The organism is Pseudomonas sp. BN417, assembly GCF_029871205.1.
In the GTDB taxonomy this organism is placed as follows: domain Bacteria; phylum Pseudomonadota; class Gammaproteobacteria; order Pseudomonadales; family Pseudomonadaceae; genus Metapseudomonas.
Map to the genome: position 1 here is coordinate 58284 of NZ_SSOJ01000164.1, position 15028 is coordinate 73311.

The 15028-nt window shown below is 66.5% G+C and carries 14 protein-coding genes; 7 read left to right on the forward strand and 7 right to left on the reverse strand.

Going from position 1 to position 15028, the window contains the following annotated elements; all coding sequences use genetic code 11:
- Position 1 precedes the first annotated feature (1 nt).
- Positions 2-1057: a glycolate oxidase subunit GlcE gene (glcE, locus tag E8F11_RS29000; protein ID WP_280292366.1), complete on the reverse strand. Its 1056-nt coding sequence runs from the start codon at positions 1055-1057 to the stop codon at positions 2-4.
- Positions 1057-2556 carry a glycolate oxidase subunit GlcD gene (glcD, locus tag E8F11_RS29005; protein ID WP_280292367.1) on the reverse strand — a complete coding sequence of 500 codons (1500 nt, stop codon included), beginning with the start codon at positions 2554-2556 and terminating at the stop codon, positions 1057-1059. The genes glcE and glcD overlap by 1 nt, the downstream gene beginning before the upstream one ends.
- 231 nt (positions 2557-2787) lie before the next feature.
- Here glcD and glcC point away from each other — a divergent pair, with 231 nt between their 5' ends.
- The 7 genes from glcC to E8F11_RS29040 all read left to right on the forward strand — a co-directional run bounded on the left by glcC (position 2788) and on the right by E8F11_RS29040 (position 10075).
- A complete protein-coding gene (gene glcC / locus E8F11_RS29010) occupies positions 2788-3561 on the forward strand; it encodes a transcriptional regulator GlcC (RefSeq protein WP_280292368.1) in 774 nt (257 codons plus the stop codon).
- Positions 3562-3577: 16 nt separating this feature from the next.
- Positions 3578-4477 carry a LysR substrate-binding domain-containing protein gene (locus E8F11_RS29015; RefSeq protein WP_280292369.1) on the forward strand — a complete coding sequence of 300 codons (900 nt, stop codon included), beginning with the start codon at positions 3578-3580 and terminating at the stop codon, positions 4475-4477.
- Between the two features lie 133 nt (positions 4478-4610).
- Entirely contained in the window at positions 4611-5537 is a 927-nt protein-coding gene (locus E8F11_RS29020; protein WP_280292370.1) for a hydroxymethylglutaryl-CoA lyase, read from the forward strand.
- A 29-nt stretch (positions 5538-5566) separates the two neighbouring features.
- Positions 5567-6751 carry a CaiB/BaiF CoA-transferase family protein gene (locus E8F11_RS29025; protein WP_280292371.1) on the forward strand — a complete coding sequence of 395 codons (1185 nt, stop codon included), beginning with the start codon at positions 5567-5569 and terminating at the stop codon, positions 6749-6751.
- A gap of 12 nt (positions 6752-6763) precedes the next feature.
- Positions 6764-7288: a gamma carbonic anhydrase family protein gene (locus E8F11_RS29030; RefSeq protein ID WP_280292372.1), complete on the forward strand. Its 525-nt coding sequence runs from the start codon at positions 6764-6766 to the stop codon at positions 7286-7288.
- Positions 7289-7381: 93 nt separating this feature from the next.
- Complete coding sequence (locus E8F11_RS29035) at positions 7382-8704, forward strand: MFS transporter (protein WP_280292373.1); 1323 nt, start codon at positions 7382-7384, stop codon at positions 8702-8704.
- 120 nt (positions 8705-8824) lie between these two features.
- Positions 8825-10075: an OprD family porin gene (locus tag E8F11_RS29040; RefSeq protein ID WP_280292456.1), complete on the forward strand. Its 1251-nt coding sequence runs from the start codon at positions 8825-8827 to the stop codon at positions 10073-10075.
- A 407-nt stretch (positions 10076-10482) separates the two neighbouring features.
- On the opposite strand, the gene E8F11_RS29045 is transcribed toward E8F11_RS29040, so the two are convergent.
- From E8F11_RS29045 to E8F11_RS29065, 5 genes are all read right to left on the reverse strand, one after another.
- Positions 10483-11454 carry a methyl-accepting chemotaxis protein gene (locus E8F11_RS29045; RefSeq protein WP_280292374.1) on the reverse strand — a complete coding sequence of 324 codons (972 nt, stop codon included), beginning with the start codon at positions 11452-11454 and terminating at the stop codon, positions 10483-10485.
- Between the two features lie 27 nt (positions 11455-11481).
- The gene (locus E8F11_RS29050; protein WP_280292375.1) at positions 11482-12381 is read right to left on the reverse strand and encodes a cation transporter; all 900 of its coding nucleotides are present in this window, start codon (positions 12379-12381) and stop codon (positions 11482-11484) included.
- Between the two features lie 15 nt (positions 12382-12396).
- A complete protein-coding gene (locus E8F11_RS29055; protein ID WP_280292376.1) occupies positions 12397-13359 on the reverse strand; it encodes a PDR/VanB family oxidoreductase in 963 nt (320 codons plus the stop codon).
- Entirely contained in the window at positions 13356-14372 is a 1017-nt protein-coding gene (locus E8F11_RS29060) for a Rieske 2Fe-2S domain-containing protein (RefSeq protein WP_280292377.1), read from the reverse strand. The genes E8F11_RS29055 and E8F11_RS29060 overlap by 4 nt, the downstream gene beginning before the upstream one ends.
- Before the next feature lie 35 nt (positions 14373-14407).
- Positions 14408-15028 (reverse strand): SDR family oxidoreductase (locus E8F11_RS29065; protein WP_280292378.1); only part of this gene is annotated, 621 nt, incomplete at its 5' end.

Genomic DNA, 15028 nt, shown 5'->3' on the forward strand with positions numbered 1-15028 from the left:
GTCAGACTTCCGCGTACATCCGCCCGGGGTTGAAGATCCCCTGCGGGTCCAGTTGCGCCTTGAGCTGGCGGTGGTAGCGCAGCAGCGCCGCCGGCAGCGGCTGGAAGGGGCTGTCGCAGGCTTCGAAGCAAGTGGCATGGCCACCGGCGCGGCTGGCGATGGCGCGGATCTCCTCGGCCGGTGCGTCGGACTTGAGCCAGCGCTGGGCACCACCCCAATCCACCAGTTGGGCGCCGGGCAGGTCCAGGGCGGGGGTGTCGTTGGGCAGGGACAGACGCCAGAGCGGGCGGGGATCGGCAAAGAAGGACAGGCGCTGCTCCTTGAGGTCTTCCCAGAAGCCTGGCTCCACCGTCTCGCAGCCGAGACGGTCGCGGGCCGCGGCCACCGAGCCCTCGCCACCTTCCAGGCGCAGGTGCAGGTAGTCGCCATCATGGCAGGCGGCACTGATGGGCAGTGGCTGCTGGCCCCATTCGGCGAGCTTGCGCAGGGCTTCCTCCACCTCCACCGCCAGGCGCAGGTTGGCTACGGCGCGGGGCTTGGGCAGCACCTTGAGGGAGACCTCGGTGAGCACCCCGAGACAGCCCAAGCTGCCGGCCATCAGGCGCGACAGGTCGTAGCCGGCGACGTTCTTCATCACCTCTCCGCCGAAGCGCAGGTGCTTGCCGCCACCGGTGATCACCCGCGTGCCGAGGACGAAGTCGCGCACCGAACCGGCCCAGGGCCGGCGCGGGCCGGACAGCCCGGCGGCGACCATGCCACCCACGGTGGCGCCGGTGCCCAGGTGCGGCGGCTCACAGGCGAGCTGCTGGCCCGCGGCGTCCAGGGCCCGTTCCAACTCGGCGAGCGGCGTACCGGCGCGCACCGTCACCACCAGCTCGGTTGGGTCATAGGTGACGATGCCGCGGTGCTCGCGAGTCTCAAGCAGTTCGCCGTCGACCGGCCGGCCGAGGTTGGCTTTACTGCCGCCGCCCTGGATGCGCAACTGTCTGCGCTCGGCGATCGCAGCATTGACCTGTTCCAGCATCGGGGCGCTGGCATCGAAGGATGTCTGGCTCATCAGAAGCGCTCCAGTTCGGGGAAGGGCAGCTGGCCATGGTGCACATGCATGGCGCCGAACTCGGCGCAGCGGTGCAGGGTGGGGATGTTCTTGCCGGGGTTGAGCAGCCCGCCGGGGTCGAAGGCCGCCTTGACGCCATGGAAGAGGGTCAGCTCGTCGGCATTGAACTGGGCGCACATCTGGTTGATCTTCTCTCGCCCAACGCCGTGCTCGCCGGTGATGCTGCCGCCCACCGCCACGCAGAGTTCGAGGATTTTCCCGCCCAGGGCCTCGGCGCGTTCCAGTTCGCCGGGCTGGTTGGCATCGAAGAGGATCAAGGGGTGCATGTTGCCGTCGCCGGCATGGAACACATTCGCCACCCGCAGGCCGTACTCGGCGGAGAGGTCGGCGATGCCGCGCAGTACGCCGGGCAACTCGCGGCGCGGGATGGTGCCGTCCATGCAGTAGTAGTCTGGCGAGATGCGGCCCACGGCCGGGAAGGCGTTCTTGCGTCCGGCCCAGAAGCGCACGCGCTCGGCTTCATCACGGGCCTGGCGCACCTCGGTGGCACCTGCCAGTTCCAGCACTCCGCGCACCCGCTCACAGTCGTCATGGACGTCCGCCTCCACGCCATCCAGCTCGCAGAGCAGGATGGCTTCGGCGTCCACCGGGTAGCCGGCGTGGATGAAGTCTTCGGCGGCGCGGATGGCCAGGTTGTCCATCATCTCCAGGCCGCCGGGGATGACTCCGGCGGCGATGATGTCACCCACCGCGCGGCCGGCTTTCTCCACCGAGTCGAAGGCCGCCAGCAGTACCTTGGCCACCTGCGGCTTGGGCAGCAGCTTGACCGTGACCTCGGTGACCACGCCGAGCATGCCTTCGGAGCCGGTGAACAGCGCCAGCAGGTCGAAGCCGGGGCTGTCCAGGGCGTCGGAACCCAGGGTCAGCCGCTCGCCTTCCACCGTGAGGATTTCCACCTTGAGCAGGTTGTGCACGGTCAGGCCGTACTTCAGGCAGTGCACGCCGCCGGCGTTCTCCGCCACGTTGCCGCCGATGGAGCAGGCGATTTGCGAAGACGGGTCAGGTGCGTAATAGAGGTCGAAGGGCGCAGCCGCCTGGGAAATCGCCAGGTTGCGCACGCCGGGCTGGACGCGGGCGTAGCGCCCGGAGGGGCTGACTTCGAGGATGCGGTTGAAGCGCGCCATCACCAGCAGGATGCCCTGTTCCAGCGGCAGGGCGCCTCCGGACAGGCCGGTGCCGGCGCCACGGGCCACCACTGGCACGTGGCGCTGGTGGCAGAGCCTGAGTAGCTGCTCGACCTGCTCGACGCGCTCGGGCAGCACCACCAGCATGGGCGTCGTGCGGTAGGCCGAGAGGCCATCGCACTCGTAGGGTTTGAGATCTTCATCGCGGTGGAGGATGTCCAGGTCCGGCAGGCGCTCGTGCAGCTCGGCCAGCAGCGCGGCCTTGTCGACCTTGGGCAGCGCGCCGTCGACGCGCTCGTCGTAGAGGATGTTCATGGCAGGCTCGTGGGTCTTGTTGTTGTGTCATGGATGCCGCTACATCGCTTCCATCATTGGCCCCGATTTGCCGTTGCGTCCATGTTGCTTGTCACTGGTCCTACCAGTTTTTGAAAAGGGAAGGGCGCCGGCGCTTCATTGATTGGCCGGTAATCTCTATGCTTCACGACAAATCATGCGGACCATACGGAAGTTCTGTCGTATTGGTCCTACCAGTTTGAGGGAGCCTCCATGCCAGGCGAAAAGCCCGCCGAACGCCGCCAGGTCGCCGATGTGGTCGCCGAGCGCATCGAGCAACTGATAGTCGACGGCGTGCTCAAGACCGGACAGGCCCTGCCTTCCGAACGGCGCCTGTGCGACAAGCTGGGGATCTCCCGCTCGGCACTGCGCGAGGGACTGAAGGTGCTGCGCGGGCGCGGCATCATCACAACCCGCCAGGGCAGCGGTTCCTATGTAGCCGAGCTGACCGGGCCGCGCGACGCCAGCCCGCTGATGCACCTTTTCAGTTCCCAGCCGCGCACGCTCTACGACCTGCTGGAAGTGCGCGCGCTGCTGGAGGGCGAGTCCGCCCGGCTGGCGGCGCTGCGCGGTACGGAGGCGGACTTCGTGCTGATCACTCGGCGCTATGAGGAAATGCTCGCCGCCCACGCCGACCCGGAAGGAATGGACTCCCAGGCGCACGCCCACCTGGACCACGCCTTCCACCTGGCGATCTGCGAGGCGTCCCACAACCCGGTGCTGGTTCACACCCTGCAATCGCTCACCGACCTGATGCTGAGCTCGGTGTTCGCCTCGGTGAACAACCTCTACCACCGGCCGCTCAGCCTGAAGCAACTCGACCGCCAGCACTCGCGGCTCTACCACGCGGTGATCGAGCGCCTGCCGGAGCAGGCCCAGCGCGCCGCCCGCGACCACATCCACGGCATTCGCGACAGCCTCAAGGAGATCGAGCAGGAGGAGCAGCGGCTGGTCCGGGCGACCCTGCGCCTCGAAGGCTGGACCTGATCATGAGGAATAGTTCATGTGGCACATAGACCCGGTCTCACTTCGGCTTTTCATCGCCGTCTGCGAGGAGGGCACCATCGCACGTGCCGCCGAGCGTGAGTTCATTGCGCCGTCGGCGGTGAGCAAGCGCATTGCCGATGTCGAGTCCACCTTCAACACGCCGCTGTTGCTGCGTAGCAAGAAAGGCGTGGTGCCGACCCCCGCCGGGCAGGCCTTGCTGCGCCATGCCCGCCAGCTGATGCGCGGCATGGAGCGGCTGCAGGGCGAATTGAGCGAGTACGCCGAGGGAGCGCGCGGGCATGTGCGCATCCTGGCCAATGTGTCTTCCATCATGGAGTTCCTGCCCGAAGAGCTGTCGGACTTCCTGTTGGCCAACGAGCACATCCAGGTCGACATCGAAGAGCGCTTCAGCCCGGATGTGGTGCGCGGCGTGGCCGAGGGTAATGCCGACCTCGGCATCTGCCGCAAGTCCAAGGCGGTGGGCGACCTCGACTTCATTCCCTACCGCATCGACCACCTGGCTGTGGTGGTCAACGACAAGCACCCGCTGGCCGGCCGCGAGTTCATCAGCTTCGCCGAGACCCTGGGCTACGACCATCTGGGCCTTTCCGCCTACGCCACCCTTAATGCCTACATGCAGAAATCTGCTCGCGATGCCGGCAAGGAACTGCGCTTCCGAACCTACGTGTCTTCCTTCGACGCGGCCTATCGCCTGGTGCAGGCGGGGCTGGCCCTCGGCATCTTTCCGCAGGAAGCGGTGGAGCGTTATGCGGAGCTGTTCGGGCTGCGTGTCATTCCGCTGGTGGACGACTGGGCGTTGGGCGAGTTCGTCATCTGCGTACGCGATGTCGATGGGCTGTCGCTGTCGGCGAGGCGCTTGCTGAATCACCTGCTGGCGAGGGTGCCGGCGGAGTAAGGACGCCATGGCTCCGGCGCTGGGTGCCCCATCCATCTTCGTTCACGATGGATAGGGCCGCCAATAACGTCTTTTCGCGCTACCTGTCGCTACATAGTCTTGGCTCCACGCAACACTGCCTGAGAGCCTTCCAATGACAAGAATAATCATCAATGAAGTGGGTATGCGTGACGGCCTGCAGAGCCTGCACAGCACCATGCCCACCCGCGACAAGCAGAGGTGGATCGACGCCGCCTACGCGGCCGGCGTGCGCCATATGGAGGTCGCCTCCTTCGTGCCGGCCAGGCTGCTGCCGCAGATGGCCGATGCCGCCGACGTGGTGGCCCACGCCCTGACCTATCCCGACCTCATCGTCACCGTCCTTGCGCCCAACCTCCGCGGCGCCGAGAACGCCCTGGCCTCCGGTGCCCAGCGCATCATCGCACCCATCTCGGTAAGCGCCGCCCATAGCCTGGCAAACGTCCGTCGCACTCCGCTGGAGATGGTCGAGGAGTTCGCCCGCATGTGCGAACTGCGCAATCAGTCTGGCCGCCCGGTGCAGATGATCGCAGGCATGTCGGTGGCGTTCGGCTGCACCCGTCAGGGTCATGTGCCGCTCAGCGACCTCTGCGAGCTGACCCGCCACGTGCTGGAGACCGGCTGTGACGCCGTGTCCCTTGGGGACACCACCGGTTACGCCACTCCCGGCCAGGTGGGCGAAACCATCGATGCCGTGCGCGCCATCGCCGGCGACAAGTTGCAGGCGGCGCATTTCCACGACACCCGCGGCCTGGCCCTGGCCAACAGCCTGGTGGCGGTGCAGCACGGTATCCGCGAGCTGGATTCCTCCCTCGGCGGCCTCGGCGGCTGCCCCTTCGCGCCGGGCGCCTCCGGCAACGCGGTGACCGAGGACCTGGTGTTCATGTTGCAGAGCATGAGCTTCGAGACCGGTATCGACCTGGGGCGCCTGATCGCCTCCCGCGAGGTGCTCGAGGCTGCGTTGCCCGAGGAGCCACTCTACGGCCATATCGCCAGCGCCGGGCTGCCCAAGAACTTCGACGCCATTTCCCAGCGCCGCTGAAGGGCGCCGCACCGAACGGAGCACAGAAGATGTCCCAACTGCCCCTCGACGGCATCCGCGTCGTCGAAATTTCCCATATGGTCATGGGTCCCACCTGCGGGATGATCCTCGGTGACCTGGGCGCCGAAGTGATCAAGGTCGAGCCCACCCGTGGCGACGGCACTCGCCGCCTGCTCGGCGCCGGCGCCGGGTTCTTCCGCACCTTCAACCGCAACAAGCAGAGCATCGCCATTGACGTCGATACTCCGGCCGGCCGCGAGGCGGTGCTGGAGTTGATCGACAGCGCCGACGTGTTCATCGAGAACTTCAAACCGGGCCGTATGAAGAGCCTCGGCTTCGACTACGAGTCCCTGCGCCTGCGTAATCCGAAGCTGGTCTACGCCTCCCACAAGGGCTTCCTCAGCGGCCCCTACGACAAGCGCCTGGCCCTGGACGAAGTGGTGCAGATGATGGCCGGCCTGGCCTACATGACCGGCCCGGTGGGCCGGCCGCTGCGCGCCGGCAGTTCGGTGAACGACATCATGGGTGGCATGTTCGGTGCCATCGGCGTGCTTGCCGCGCTGAACGAGCGCAATCGCAGCGGCCTTGGCAAGGAAGTGCAGAGCGCCCTCTACGAGAACTGCGTGCTGCTGGCCGCCCAGCACATGCAGCAATACGTGGTCACTGGCCAGGCCGCCGCGCCCATGCCCAACCGCATCAGCGCCTGGGCCATCTACGACGTCTTCGAGTTCGCCGGCAAGGAACAGATGTTCGTCGCCGCTACCGGCGAAGGGCAGTGGACCACCCTGTGCAAGCTGCTGGGCCAGGAGGCCCTGCTGGACGACCCGACCCTGGCCACCAACAACGACCGCGTGTTGCAGCGTCCGCGTCTGCTGGCGCACCTGGCGGAAGTCTTCGTCACCCTGGATGCCCAGCAACTGGCCCTGCAGCTGGAAGCCAACGGGATTCCCTTCGCCCCCATCCGCAAGCCCGAGGAGCTGTTCGACGACCCGCACCTGATCGAAAGCGGCGGCCTGGCCAGCCTCGAGCTGGAAGACGGCAGCCACACCGGCATGCCGCTGCTGCCGTTGTCCCTGGATGGCGAACGCCTGCAACCGAGGCGGTCCATCCCGCGCATCGGCGAGCACACCCGCCAGGTGATGCTGGGGCTGGGCTACAGCGACGGACAGATCGAAGAACTGCGCGCCGCCGGCGTGTTCCGCACCGACGACTGAGGACAAGGTTCCATGGCTATCTACCAGTTGGACGGCAACGCGCCGGACATCCACGAGAACACCTATGTTGCCGAAGACGCCACGCTGATCGGCAAGGTGGTGCTGCGCGACGGCACCAGCGTCTGGCCGCAGGCGGTATTGCGCGGTGATAACGAAGTGATCGACATCGGCGCCGGAAGCAACGTCCAGGAAGGCGCGGTGCTGCATACCGACCCCGGCTTCCCGCTGCAGGTGGGTGACAACGTCACAGTCGGCCACCAGGCCATGTTGCATGGCTGCACGATCGGCGATGGTTCGCTGATCGGCATCCAGGCGGTGATCCTCAACGGCGCGGTGATCGGCCGCAACTGCCTGGTGGGTGCGGGTGCCATCGTCACCGAGGGCAAGGTGTTTCCCGACAACTCGCTGATCATCGGCGCCCCGGCCAAGGTTCTGCGCGAACTGGACGAAGCCGCCATCGCCCGTTTCCACGAGAACGCCCGCGACTACGTGGAGCGGGGCCGATTGCACAAGACCCGGCTGGTCCGGATCGCCTGATCCCGGGGTGACGCCCCGGCCTTGCCTGACAAATCGCGATGGCGCCCCCTGGCGCCCATTGTCTCCAACAACTACAAGAACTGGAGAAAACCCATGGTGGCTATCACCGGAACCCCCGCTGTGCAGGAACAGGACGAAGCGCGACTGAAAGAGCTGCTGCTGTATCGCCGTGTCGCCTGGCGCATCGTGCCCCTGGCGATCATCTGCTTCCTGTTTTCCTACTTCGACCGCATCAATATCAGCTTCGCCAAGGCCCAGATGCAGGCCGAGCTGGGCCTTAGCGACGCCGCCTACGGCCTGGCCGCGAGCATGTTCTTCATCGGCTACGTGCTGTTCGAGGTACCCAGCAGCATTGGCCTGAAGAAGTACGGCGCGCCCAACTGGATCTGCCGGATCATGGTGTCCTGGGGGCTGGCAACCGCCGCCCTGATGTTCGCCTACAGCCAGTACACCCTGTACTTCCTGCGCTTTCTCGTCGGCGTGATGGAGGCCGGCTTCGGCCCAGCGATCCTCTTCTACCTGGCCTGCTGGTTTCCCAAGAAGTACCTGGCGCGCATCAATGGCTTCTGGTTCCTCGCCGTGCCCCTGGCCGGCGCGATAGGCGCACCGGCGGCGGGACTGATTCTGGACAAGATGAACGGCTTCCTGGGACTGGCCGGCTGGCACTGGCTGTTCCTGCTTTCCGGCCTGCCCTGTGTGCTGCTGGGGGTGGTGGTGCTGTGGAAGCTGGACCGCGACATCCAGTCGGCGAAGTGGTTGAGCACCGATGAGAAGGCCATTCTCCAGGGCAACCTCGACCATGACCGTGCCAAGGCGCTGCCGAGTCATGCCTCCCTCTGGCGCGTGCTGCTCACCCGCGAGGTCGCGCTGTTCGCCTTCATCTACTTCTGCATCAAGCTGGCCAGCTACGGCCTGAACTTCTGGATGCCGCACCTGATCGGTCAGTCCGGCATCAAGGACCTGACCCTGGTCGGGGTGCTCACCTCCATGCCCTATGTGATCGCCTGCATTGGCATGATCCTGGTCACCCGTCGTTCCGATCGCACCGGCGACCGCAAGTCCTACCTGCTGCTGTGCATGCTGGCCTCGGCCGCGGGCTACCTCCTGGCCTGCCTGTTCTCGGACAACTCGGTGGTCCTGATGCTGGCCCTGGTGCTGGCCACTGCCGGTTCCTTCATCGCCATCCCGGTGTTCTGGACCATTCCGCAATCCACCTTTTCGGGTCTGGCCATCGCCAGTGGCACCGCGGCCATCAACTCCCTCGGCCAGCTCAGCGGCATGGTGGCGCCGGTGATGGTGGGATACATCAACGACCTCACCGGCAAGACCTACATGGGCATGCTGGCCATCGCGCCGCTCCTGCTGCTCAGCTGCTACGTCATCGCCCGCCACGTACGCAACCCGAAAACCGCCTGACCCACGAGCCTCCCACGGGGTGCCTGTACAGCGCCCCGTGGCTTCGCTCGGCCTGGAAAAAGCATTTCCACCGAAGTGAATGGGACACACACAATGACAAGAAAGCCTCATCTGCTGGTCATGGGCATGCTGGGCCTGGCGGCCATGCCGAATGCGTTCGCAGGCTTGTTGGACGACGGCAAGGCCAGCCTGGAGCTGAAGAACTTCTACTTCAGCCGCGATTTCCGTGACGACAGCGCCACCCAGTCCAGACGCGAGGAGTGGGCCCAGGGCTTCACCCTAAGGCTGCAATCGGGCTTCACCGAAGGCGCGGTGGGCTTCGGCCTGGACGCCATTGGTATGCTTGGCCTGAAGCTGGACTCCAGCCCCGACCGTACTGGTACCGGCTTGCTGCCGCGCGGTACGGACAAGCGCGCCGAGGACGACTATTCCAAGCTGGGGCTTACCGCCAAGGCGAAGCTGGGTGAAAGCCTGCTGCAGCTGGGTGCACTGAGCCCGGTGCTTCCGCTCCTGGCGTCGAACAACAGCCGGCTGTTTCCCCAGCTGTTCAACGGTGGCCAATTGGTCAGCAAGGACTTCGAACCCTTCACGTTCACCCTGGGCCAGGTCAATGGCGTCAAGCAGCGGGACTCCACCAACTACGAGGACCTGACCATCATGGGACAGCTCGGCGCCTACTCCACCAGCGTCAGCAGCGATCGCCTCAGTTATGGCGGGTTGGACTACCAGGTGTTGCCGAGCCTGACCCTGAGCTTCCACGCCAGCGAGCTGGATGACTTCTTCCGCCGTGACTTCGCGGGCCTCAAGTTCAACACCAAGGCCGGCCCGGGCAAGGCCTTCGCCGAGCTGCGTTACTTCGACGCCCGGGAAACCGGCAAGGGGCTGGCAGGAGAAGTCGACAACCGCACATTCAGCAGCAATTTCGGCTACAACCTCGGTCCGCACACCTTCAGCGGGGGTTACCAGAAAGTCTCCGGCGACACCGCATACGCCTATGTGGGCGGTAGCGATACCTACCTGTTCAGCGAAATGCAGGTGAGTACCTTCGCCTTCGCCAATGAGCGCGCCTGGCACGCGCGGTATGACTACGACTTCGCCGCCCTGGGCGTTCCCGGCCTGACCTTCAACCTGCGCTACGTGAAAGGCGATGAAGTGGACCCGACCAACGTACGGACCGCAGAGGGCGTCAGTTTGCGCGCCAGCGGCAAGGAGGGTCGGGAATGGGAACGCGCCACCGACCTGACCTACGTGGTGCAGGACGGCCCGCTGAAGAACCTGGCCTTGCGCTGGCGCTACGCAACCAACCGCTCGAACTTTGCCGATGGCGCCGACGAGCACCGGGTGATCCTGGCCTATGTGATCAACTTCTAGGGCCGAGTCGTCCGCGCGGATTGCCTGGTGCGCACGGCGCACCCTACGGGGCCTTGCGCCGCATCCGGGCTACTTTCGGGGGGCGATAATTTGTGGGGGCGATTTCAATCGCGAAGGGATGCGCAGCATCCCCTGCAGGCTCGAGGGCCGGTCCTGCGGCCCGGTCAGCGAATGAATTCGCCCCCACAAGTTGGCAGTCGTCCGCGCGGATTGTCTGGCGCACGGCGCACCCTAAGGGGCCTTGCGCCGTACCCGGGCTACTTTCGGGGGCGATAATTTGTGGGGGCGATTTCAATCGCGAAGGGATGCGCAGCATCCCCCTGCAGGCTCGAGGGCCGGTCCTGCGGCCCGGTCAGCGAATGAACTCGCCCCCACAGCCCGTAGCCCGGATAAGATCCTGCAAGGGCTCAGCGCCGCTCCAGCATGTCCTGGATTTCCTGGGTGGCGTCGCGGGTACGGCGGGCGAGATTCTTCACTTCGTCGGCCACCACCGAGAAGCCGCGGCCCACTTCGCCGGCGCGGGCGGCTTCGATGGCGGCGTTGAGGGCGAGCAGGTTGGTCTGGTCGGCGATGCCCTTGATCACGCCCACCACCTGGGCGATCTGGCCGTAGGTGGCCTGCATGGCGGCCTGCTCCCGCAGGCGCGCGGCTTCGGCCTGTTTCTCGTCGCTGATATCGCGCACGGCGCCGATCACCCGCACCAGCACGCCGCGTTCGTCGCGCAGGCAGCAGGCGCGTTCGCGGACCCAGGTTTCGCCACGGGTCTTGTGGCGCATGCGGTACTCGGCCACGTAGGAAACCTTCGGATCGGGATTGCGGATCAACTCGCCGAACTGGCGCATCACGGCTTTCAGGTCATCGGGGTGGGTGACCTTGTCGTAGCTCTCCCAGCCATCGGGAAGTTCCGCACGGGTGTAACCGATCAGCGCGCAGAACTGTTCGGACCAGCGAATCTGGCTGTCCTGATGGGCTGGGTCGCCATGGGCCACCAGCAGGTCCCAGCTGCCTTCGGTAAGGGTCTGGCGGGTCAGGTCCCAGGCGTGGCGTTCCTGGTCCCAGGTGGCAAGGCGCTGCTGCTGTTCGGCCAGCAACTGGAGGGTGGCGTCCAGTCGGGCCTGGAGCAACGCCTGCTGGCCAAGGCCGTCGTCCAATCGGCGCTGCAGGGCCGTCAGCTCGGCGGCGGTGCAGGGTGGCGGTTCCAGGTTATCGAGGGCGGCGCGCTGGTGCCGCCAGGCCAGTTGCAGCCGTTCCAGTGCTTGGCGCAGCGTGGGGTGCACCGCCAACTGACCACTGGGCTCGACGGGCTGGTCGTTGAGCAGCCGGACTATCCATTCGGACAGCTGGGAGACCAGTCGCGGGGATTCGTTGTTGAACCACATGCTGATGGATTCTCGAAATGGGTCAATTCAGATCCAGCGGCGGTCGCGGGTGAAGGCGATCGCCAGCCAGCGGTTGGGGCCTTCGCGGCCGATGGCGGCGGCGATTTCGGCACGCACGCTGTCCAGTTCGGATACCGCCCAGCGGTCCATGGCCGCGGGCAGCACGATCTGGATCTCGACGAACAGCCCGCGGCCGATCGGGGTGACCGAATGGGAAAAGCATTCGAAGCCGTAGCGCCCGGTCATCCGCGCCATCAACCCGGTGATCTCGCGGTCCAGCTCGCCGGGAGTGATGCGCAGGATCTGCTTCACCGCCTTGACCACAGTGCGTGCCGGGCCGGGGATGAGCACCAGGGTCAGCAGGGCGAGGATGGCCGGGTCTATATAGGGGGTGAGCCATTCATGGGGCCCGCCCTGCAACAGGTAACCGGCGACGAACGCGACCAGCAGGGCAGCGGTGATCACGGTGGAGATCAGCCAGCTCTGGATATCCAGCTGGATCAGCTCCGATTGCAGGCGCCGGTTCAGGCGCCGCTGGTAGCCCAGCATCAGCGCGGAACAGACCAGGGTGGCCAGGGAATAGAGAATGGCCGAGTCGAAGGCCAGGGCGTGGCCACCGCGCAGCAGGCCGCCGAGCGAGTTGATCAGGGCGTAGAGGCAGAGGATCACCAATACGCTGCCATTGAGCGCCAGCACCAGCGGCTCGAAATGCCAGTAGCCTTGCTGGAAGCGGCGTCCCGGCTGCTTCACCAGCAGTTGCGAAACCATCAGTGAAAGCAGCGCCATGCAGGAGTCGATGGCGTTGAACAGGCCGTCGAAGACGATGGACTGCGAGCCGGCATAGAGGCCGAAGCCGATGCCGCCGCAGGCAACCAGGGCCGTGGCCAGGATCGATACCTTGAGTACGTGCTGTTCGATCCCGGCCATCCCGAGATGCCTCCATTACAGGTCGAGGGTGAGGGTCGGGGTCCGCGCACGGGACACGCAGACCATCATCAGGTTGTTGCGCGCGCGCTCGCTGTCGGTGAGCAGCATGTCGCGGTGGTCGACCTCGCCATCCAGCACGCGGGTCTCGCACATGCCGCAGACCCCCTGCTCGCAGGAAGACGGCACCTCGCAACCCGCGGCCCGCAGGGCATGCATGATCGAGCAGTCGTGGGGCACCTCCACTTCCTTGCCGCTGCGCGCGAGGATCACCCGCAGGCCGTCGCCACTGGCGGCGCTGGCCGCCGGCGCAGCCGGGGCGAAGCGTTCCAGGTGCAGGCGCCCGGCCAGGCCGTCCACGGCGAAGCGCTCGGTCAGCGCATCCAGCAACGGCGCCGGGCCGCAGCTGTACGTGTGCACGCCGGTGGCGGCGCGGGCGGCGATGTCTTCCAGGTCCAGCAGACCGGTTTCATCGGCCGGCAGGATGGATACCCGCTCGCCGCCGAGCGCCAGCAGCTCGTCGATGAAGGCCATCGAGCGGCGCGAGCGGCCACCGTAGAGCAGCTGCCACTCGGCACCGACACGCTGGGCCTCGCGGGCCATGGTGAGGATCGGCGTGATGCCGATCCCCCCGGCGACGAACAGGTAGCGCTGCCCGGTTTCCAGCGGGAAGGCGTTGCGCGGGCCACGAATCGCCAGCATCTGGCCCACCCGCAGGCCCTGGTGCACTTCCCGTGAGCCGCCTCGGCCCTTGACGTCCAGCAGCACGCCGATGCGCAGGCGCGAACGTTCCAGCGGATCGCCGCACAGCGAATACTGGCGCACCAGGCCGGAAGGCAGCAGCAGGTCGATGTGCGCCCCCGGGCTCCATTCCGGCAGCGGGCTGCGGTCCGGCGCCTGCAGCTCCAGGGAGATCACGCCTTCGGCTTCCAGCCGCATGCCAGTGACCTGTACCTCGAGCTGCGCACCCAGGGCGCTCACGACGCCACCTGCTGCGCGGCCGACTGGTGGGCGCGCTCGATGAACTCGCGGAAGGCGCGGCGGTAGTTGAGGGTGAAGAGGTCGGCCGGCACCGAGTGCTCGACGAACACGCCGTCCCAGTCGATCTCGCGCGGCCAGATGCCGGCGGCGATCGGCATGTCTTCCAGGTAGACCATTTCCTCGATGCGCAGGCATTCCTCGAGGTCCAGGCCCTTGTAGTCGCGCTCGTTGGCCACGCCCCAGAAGATCTTCACCTGGTCGTAGGCCACCGGGCAGGGGAAGCCGGCGACGATGCGCTTGCCCAGGCGCTCGTAGTCATAGGTGATGGAGGCCAGGCCCGGCGCCGCGCAGTGATAGAACATCATGCAGTCGCCGTCGTTGGCCCACTGGCCGTCGCCGGCATCGAGCGGCCGCTGCATCCGCACGTCCAGGCCGTCGCGCGCGACCTGCAGGGGCTCGACCACGTGCTTGCTCGGGCCCATGGAGACTTCATGGACGAAGGGGAAGTGCGCCACATCGCGGAAGTTCTCGATGGCCACGGCCACGCCGGTGGGCGAATCCAGCGGCTCGGCGGCCAGCCAGTCCAGTTCCAGCTCGCGCCATTGCTCCGGGTCGTAGAGCTCGGTCGCCGGCTCTTCCAGCACGGTCCAGACGTGGGCGAAGCGCTCGATGCAGCGGTAGGTCCTGATCGCCGCCTGGGGCGGGATCTTGCACTGGTCTTCCAGCGAGGGGATGTGGCTGCACTTGCCGCTCTGCGCGGAGAACTGCCAGCCGTGGTAGGGGCAGGCGATGTTCTCGCCGTGCACCTTGCCCAGGGCGAAGTCGGCGCCGCGGTGGGGGCAGCGGGCATCCTGGACCACGGCCTGGCCGGATTCGGTGCGGTACACCACCAGGCGCTCGCCCAGCAGGGTGGCCGATTGCGGGGTGGCGAGGTCCGCGCTGCGGGCGACGGGGAACCATTGGCGGCGCATGGCCTGTTCGGCGCGCTGGCGTTGGGGAAGTGCAGTAGTCATGGGGAAGTCCTCACAGGTTCTTTCTTGTTCTTTGCTCAGATGCCGACCACCAGGGCGCCACCGTTCACCGGCAATGCCTGGCCGGCGATGAAGGCGGCTTCGTCCGAGGCCAGGAAGGCCACGGCGGCGGCGATTTCCTCGGGGTGGACCAGGCGGCCCAGGGGGATGTTGGCCTTCTCGCCCTCGACGTACTCCTCGGGAACCATGCGGGTGAGGATGGCGCCGGGGGTGATGGCGTTGACCAGGATTCCCTCGCTGACGAACTCCTTGGCCATGGTCTTCATCAGGCCCAGCTGCGCAGCCTTGCCGACCATGTAGCCGTAGGAGTGGCCGTCCGGCACCTGGCCCCACTGGGAGTTGATGAAGATCACCCGCGGTGCGCGGCTCCTGCGCAGGTGCGGCAGGGCGGCGCGGGTGAGGTAGAGCGGGGCGTGCACGTTGATCGCCAGCAGGCGCTCGAAGTTGGCGTCGTCGGTCTCGGCCAGGCCCTTGAGCGAGTACATCATCCCGGCGTTGTGCACCAGGATGTCGAGGCCGCCGAGGGTTTCGGCGACTTCGGCCACGGTGCGTTCGGCCAGGCTGCGGTCGGTGATGTCGGCCACCAGGGCGATGGCGCGGCCGCCGGCAGCTTCGATCTCGGCGGCGGTGGCGCGGGC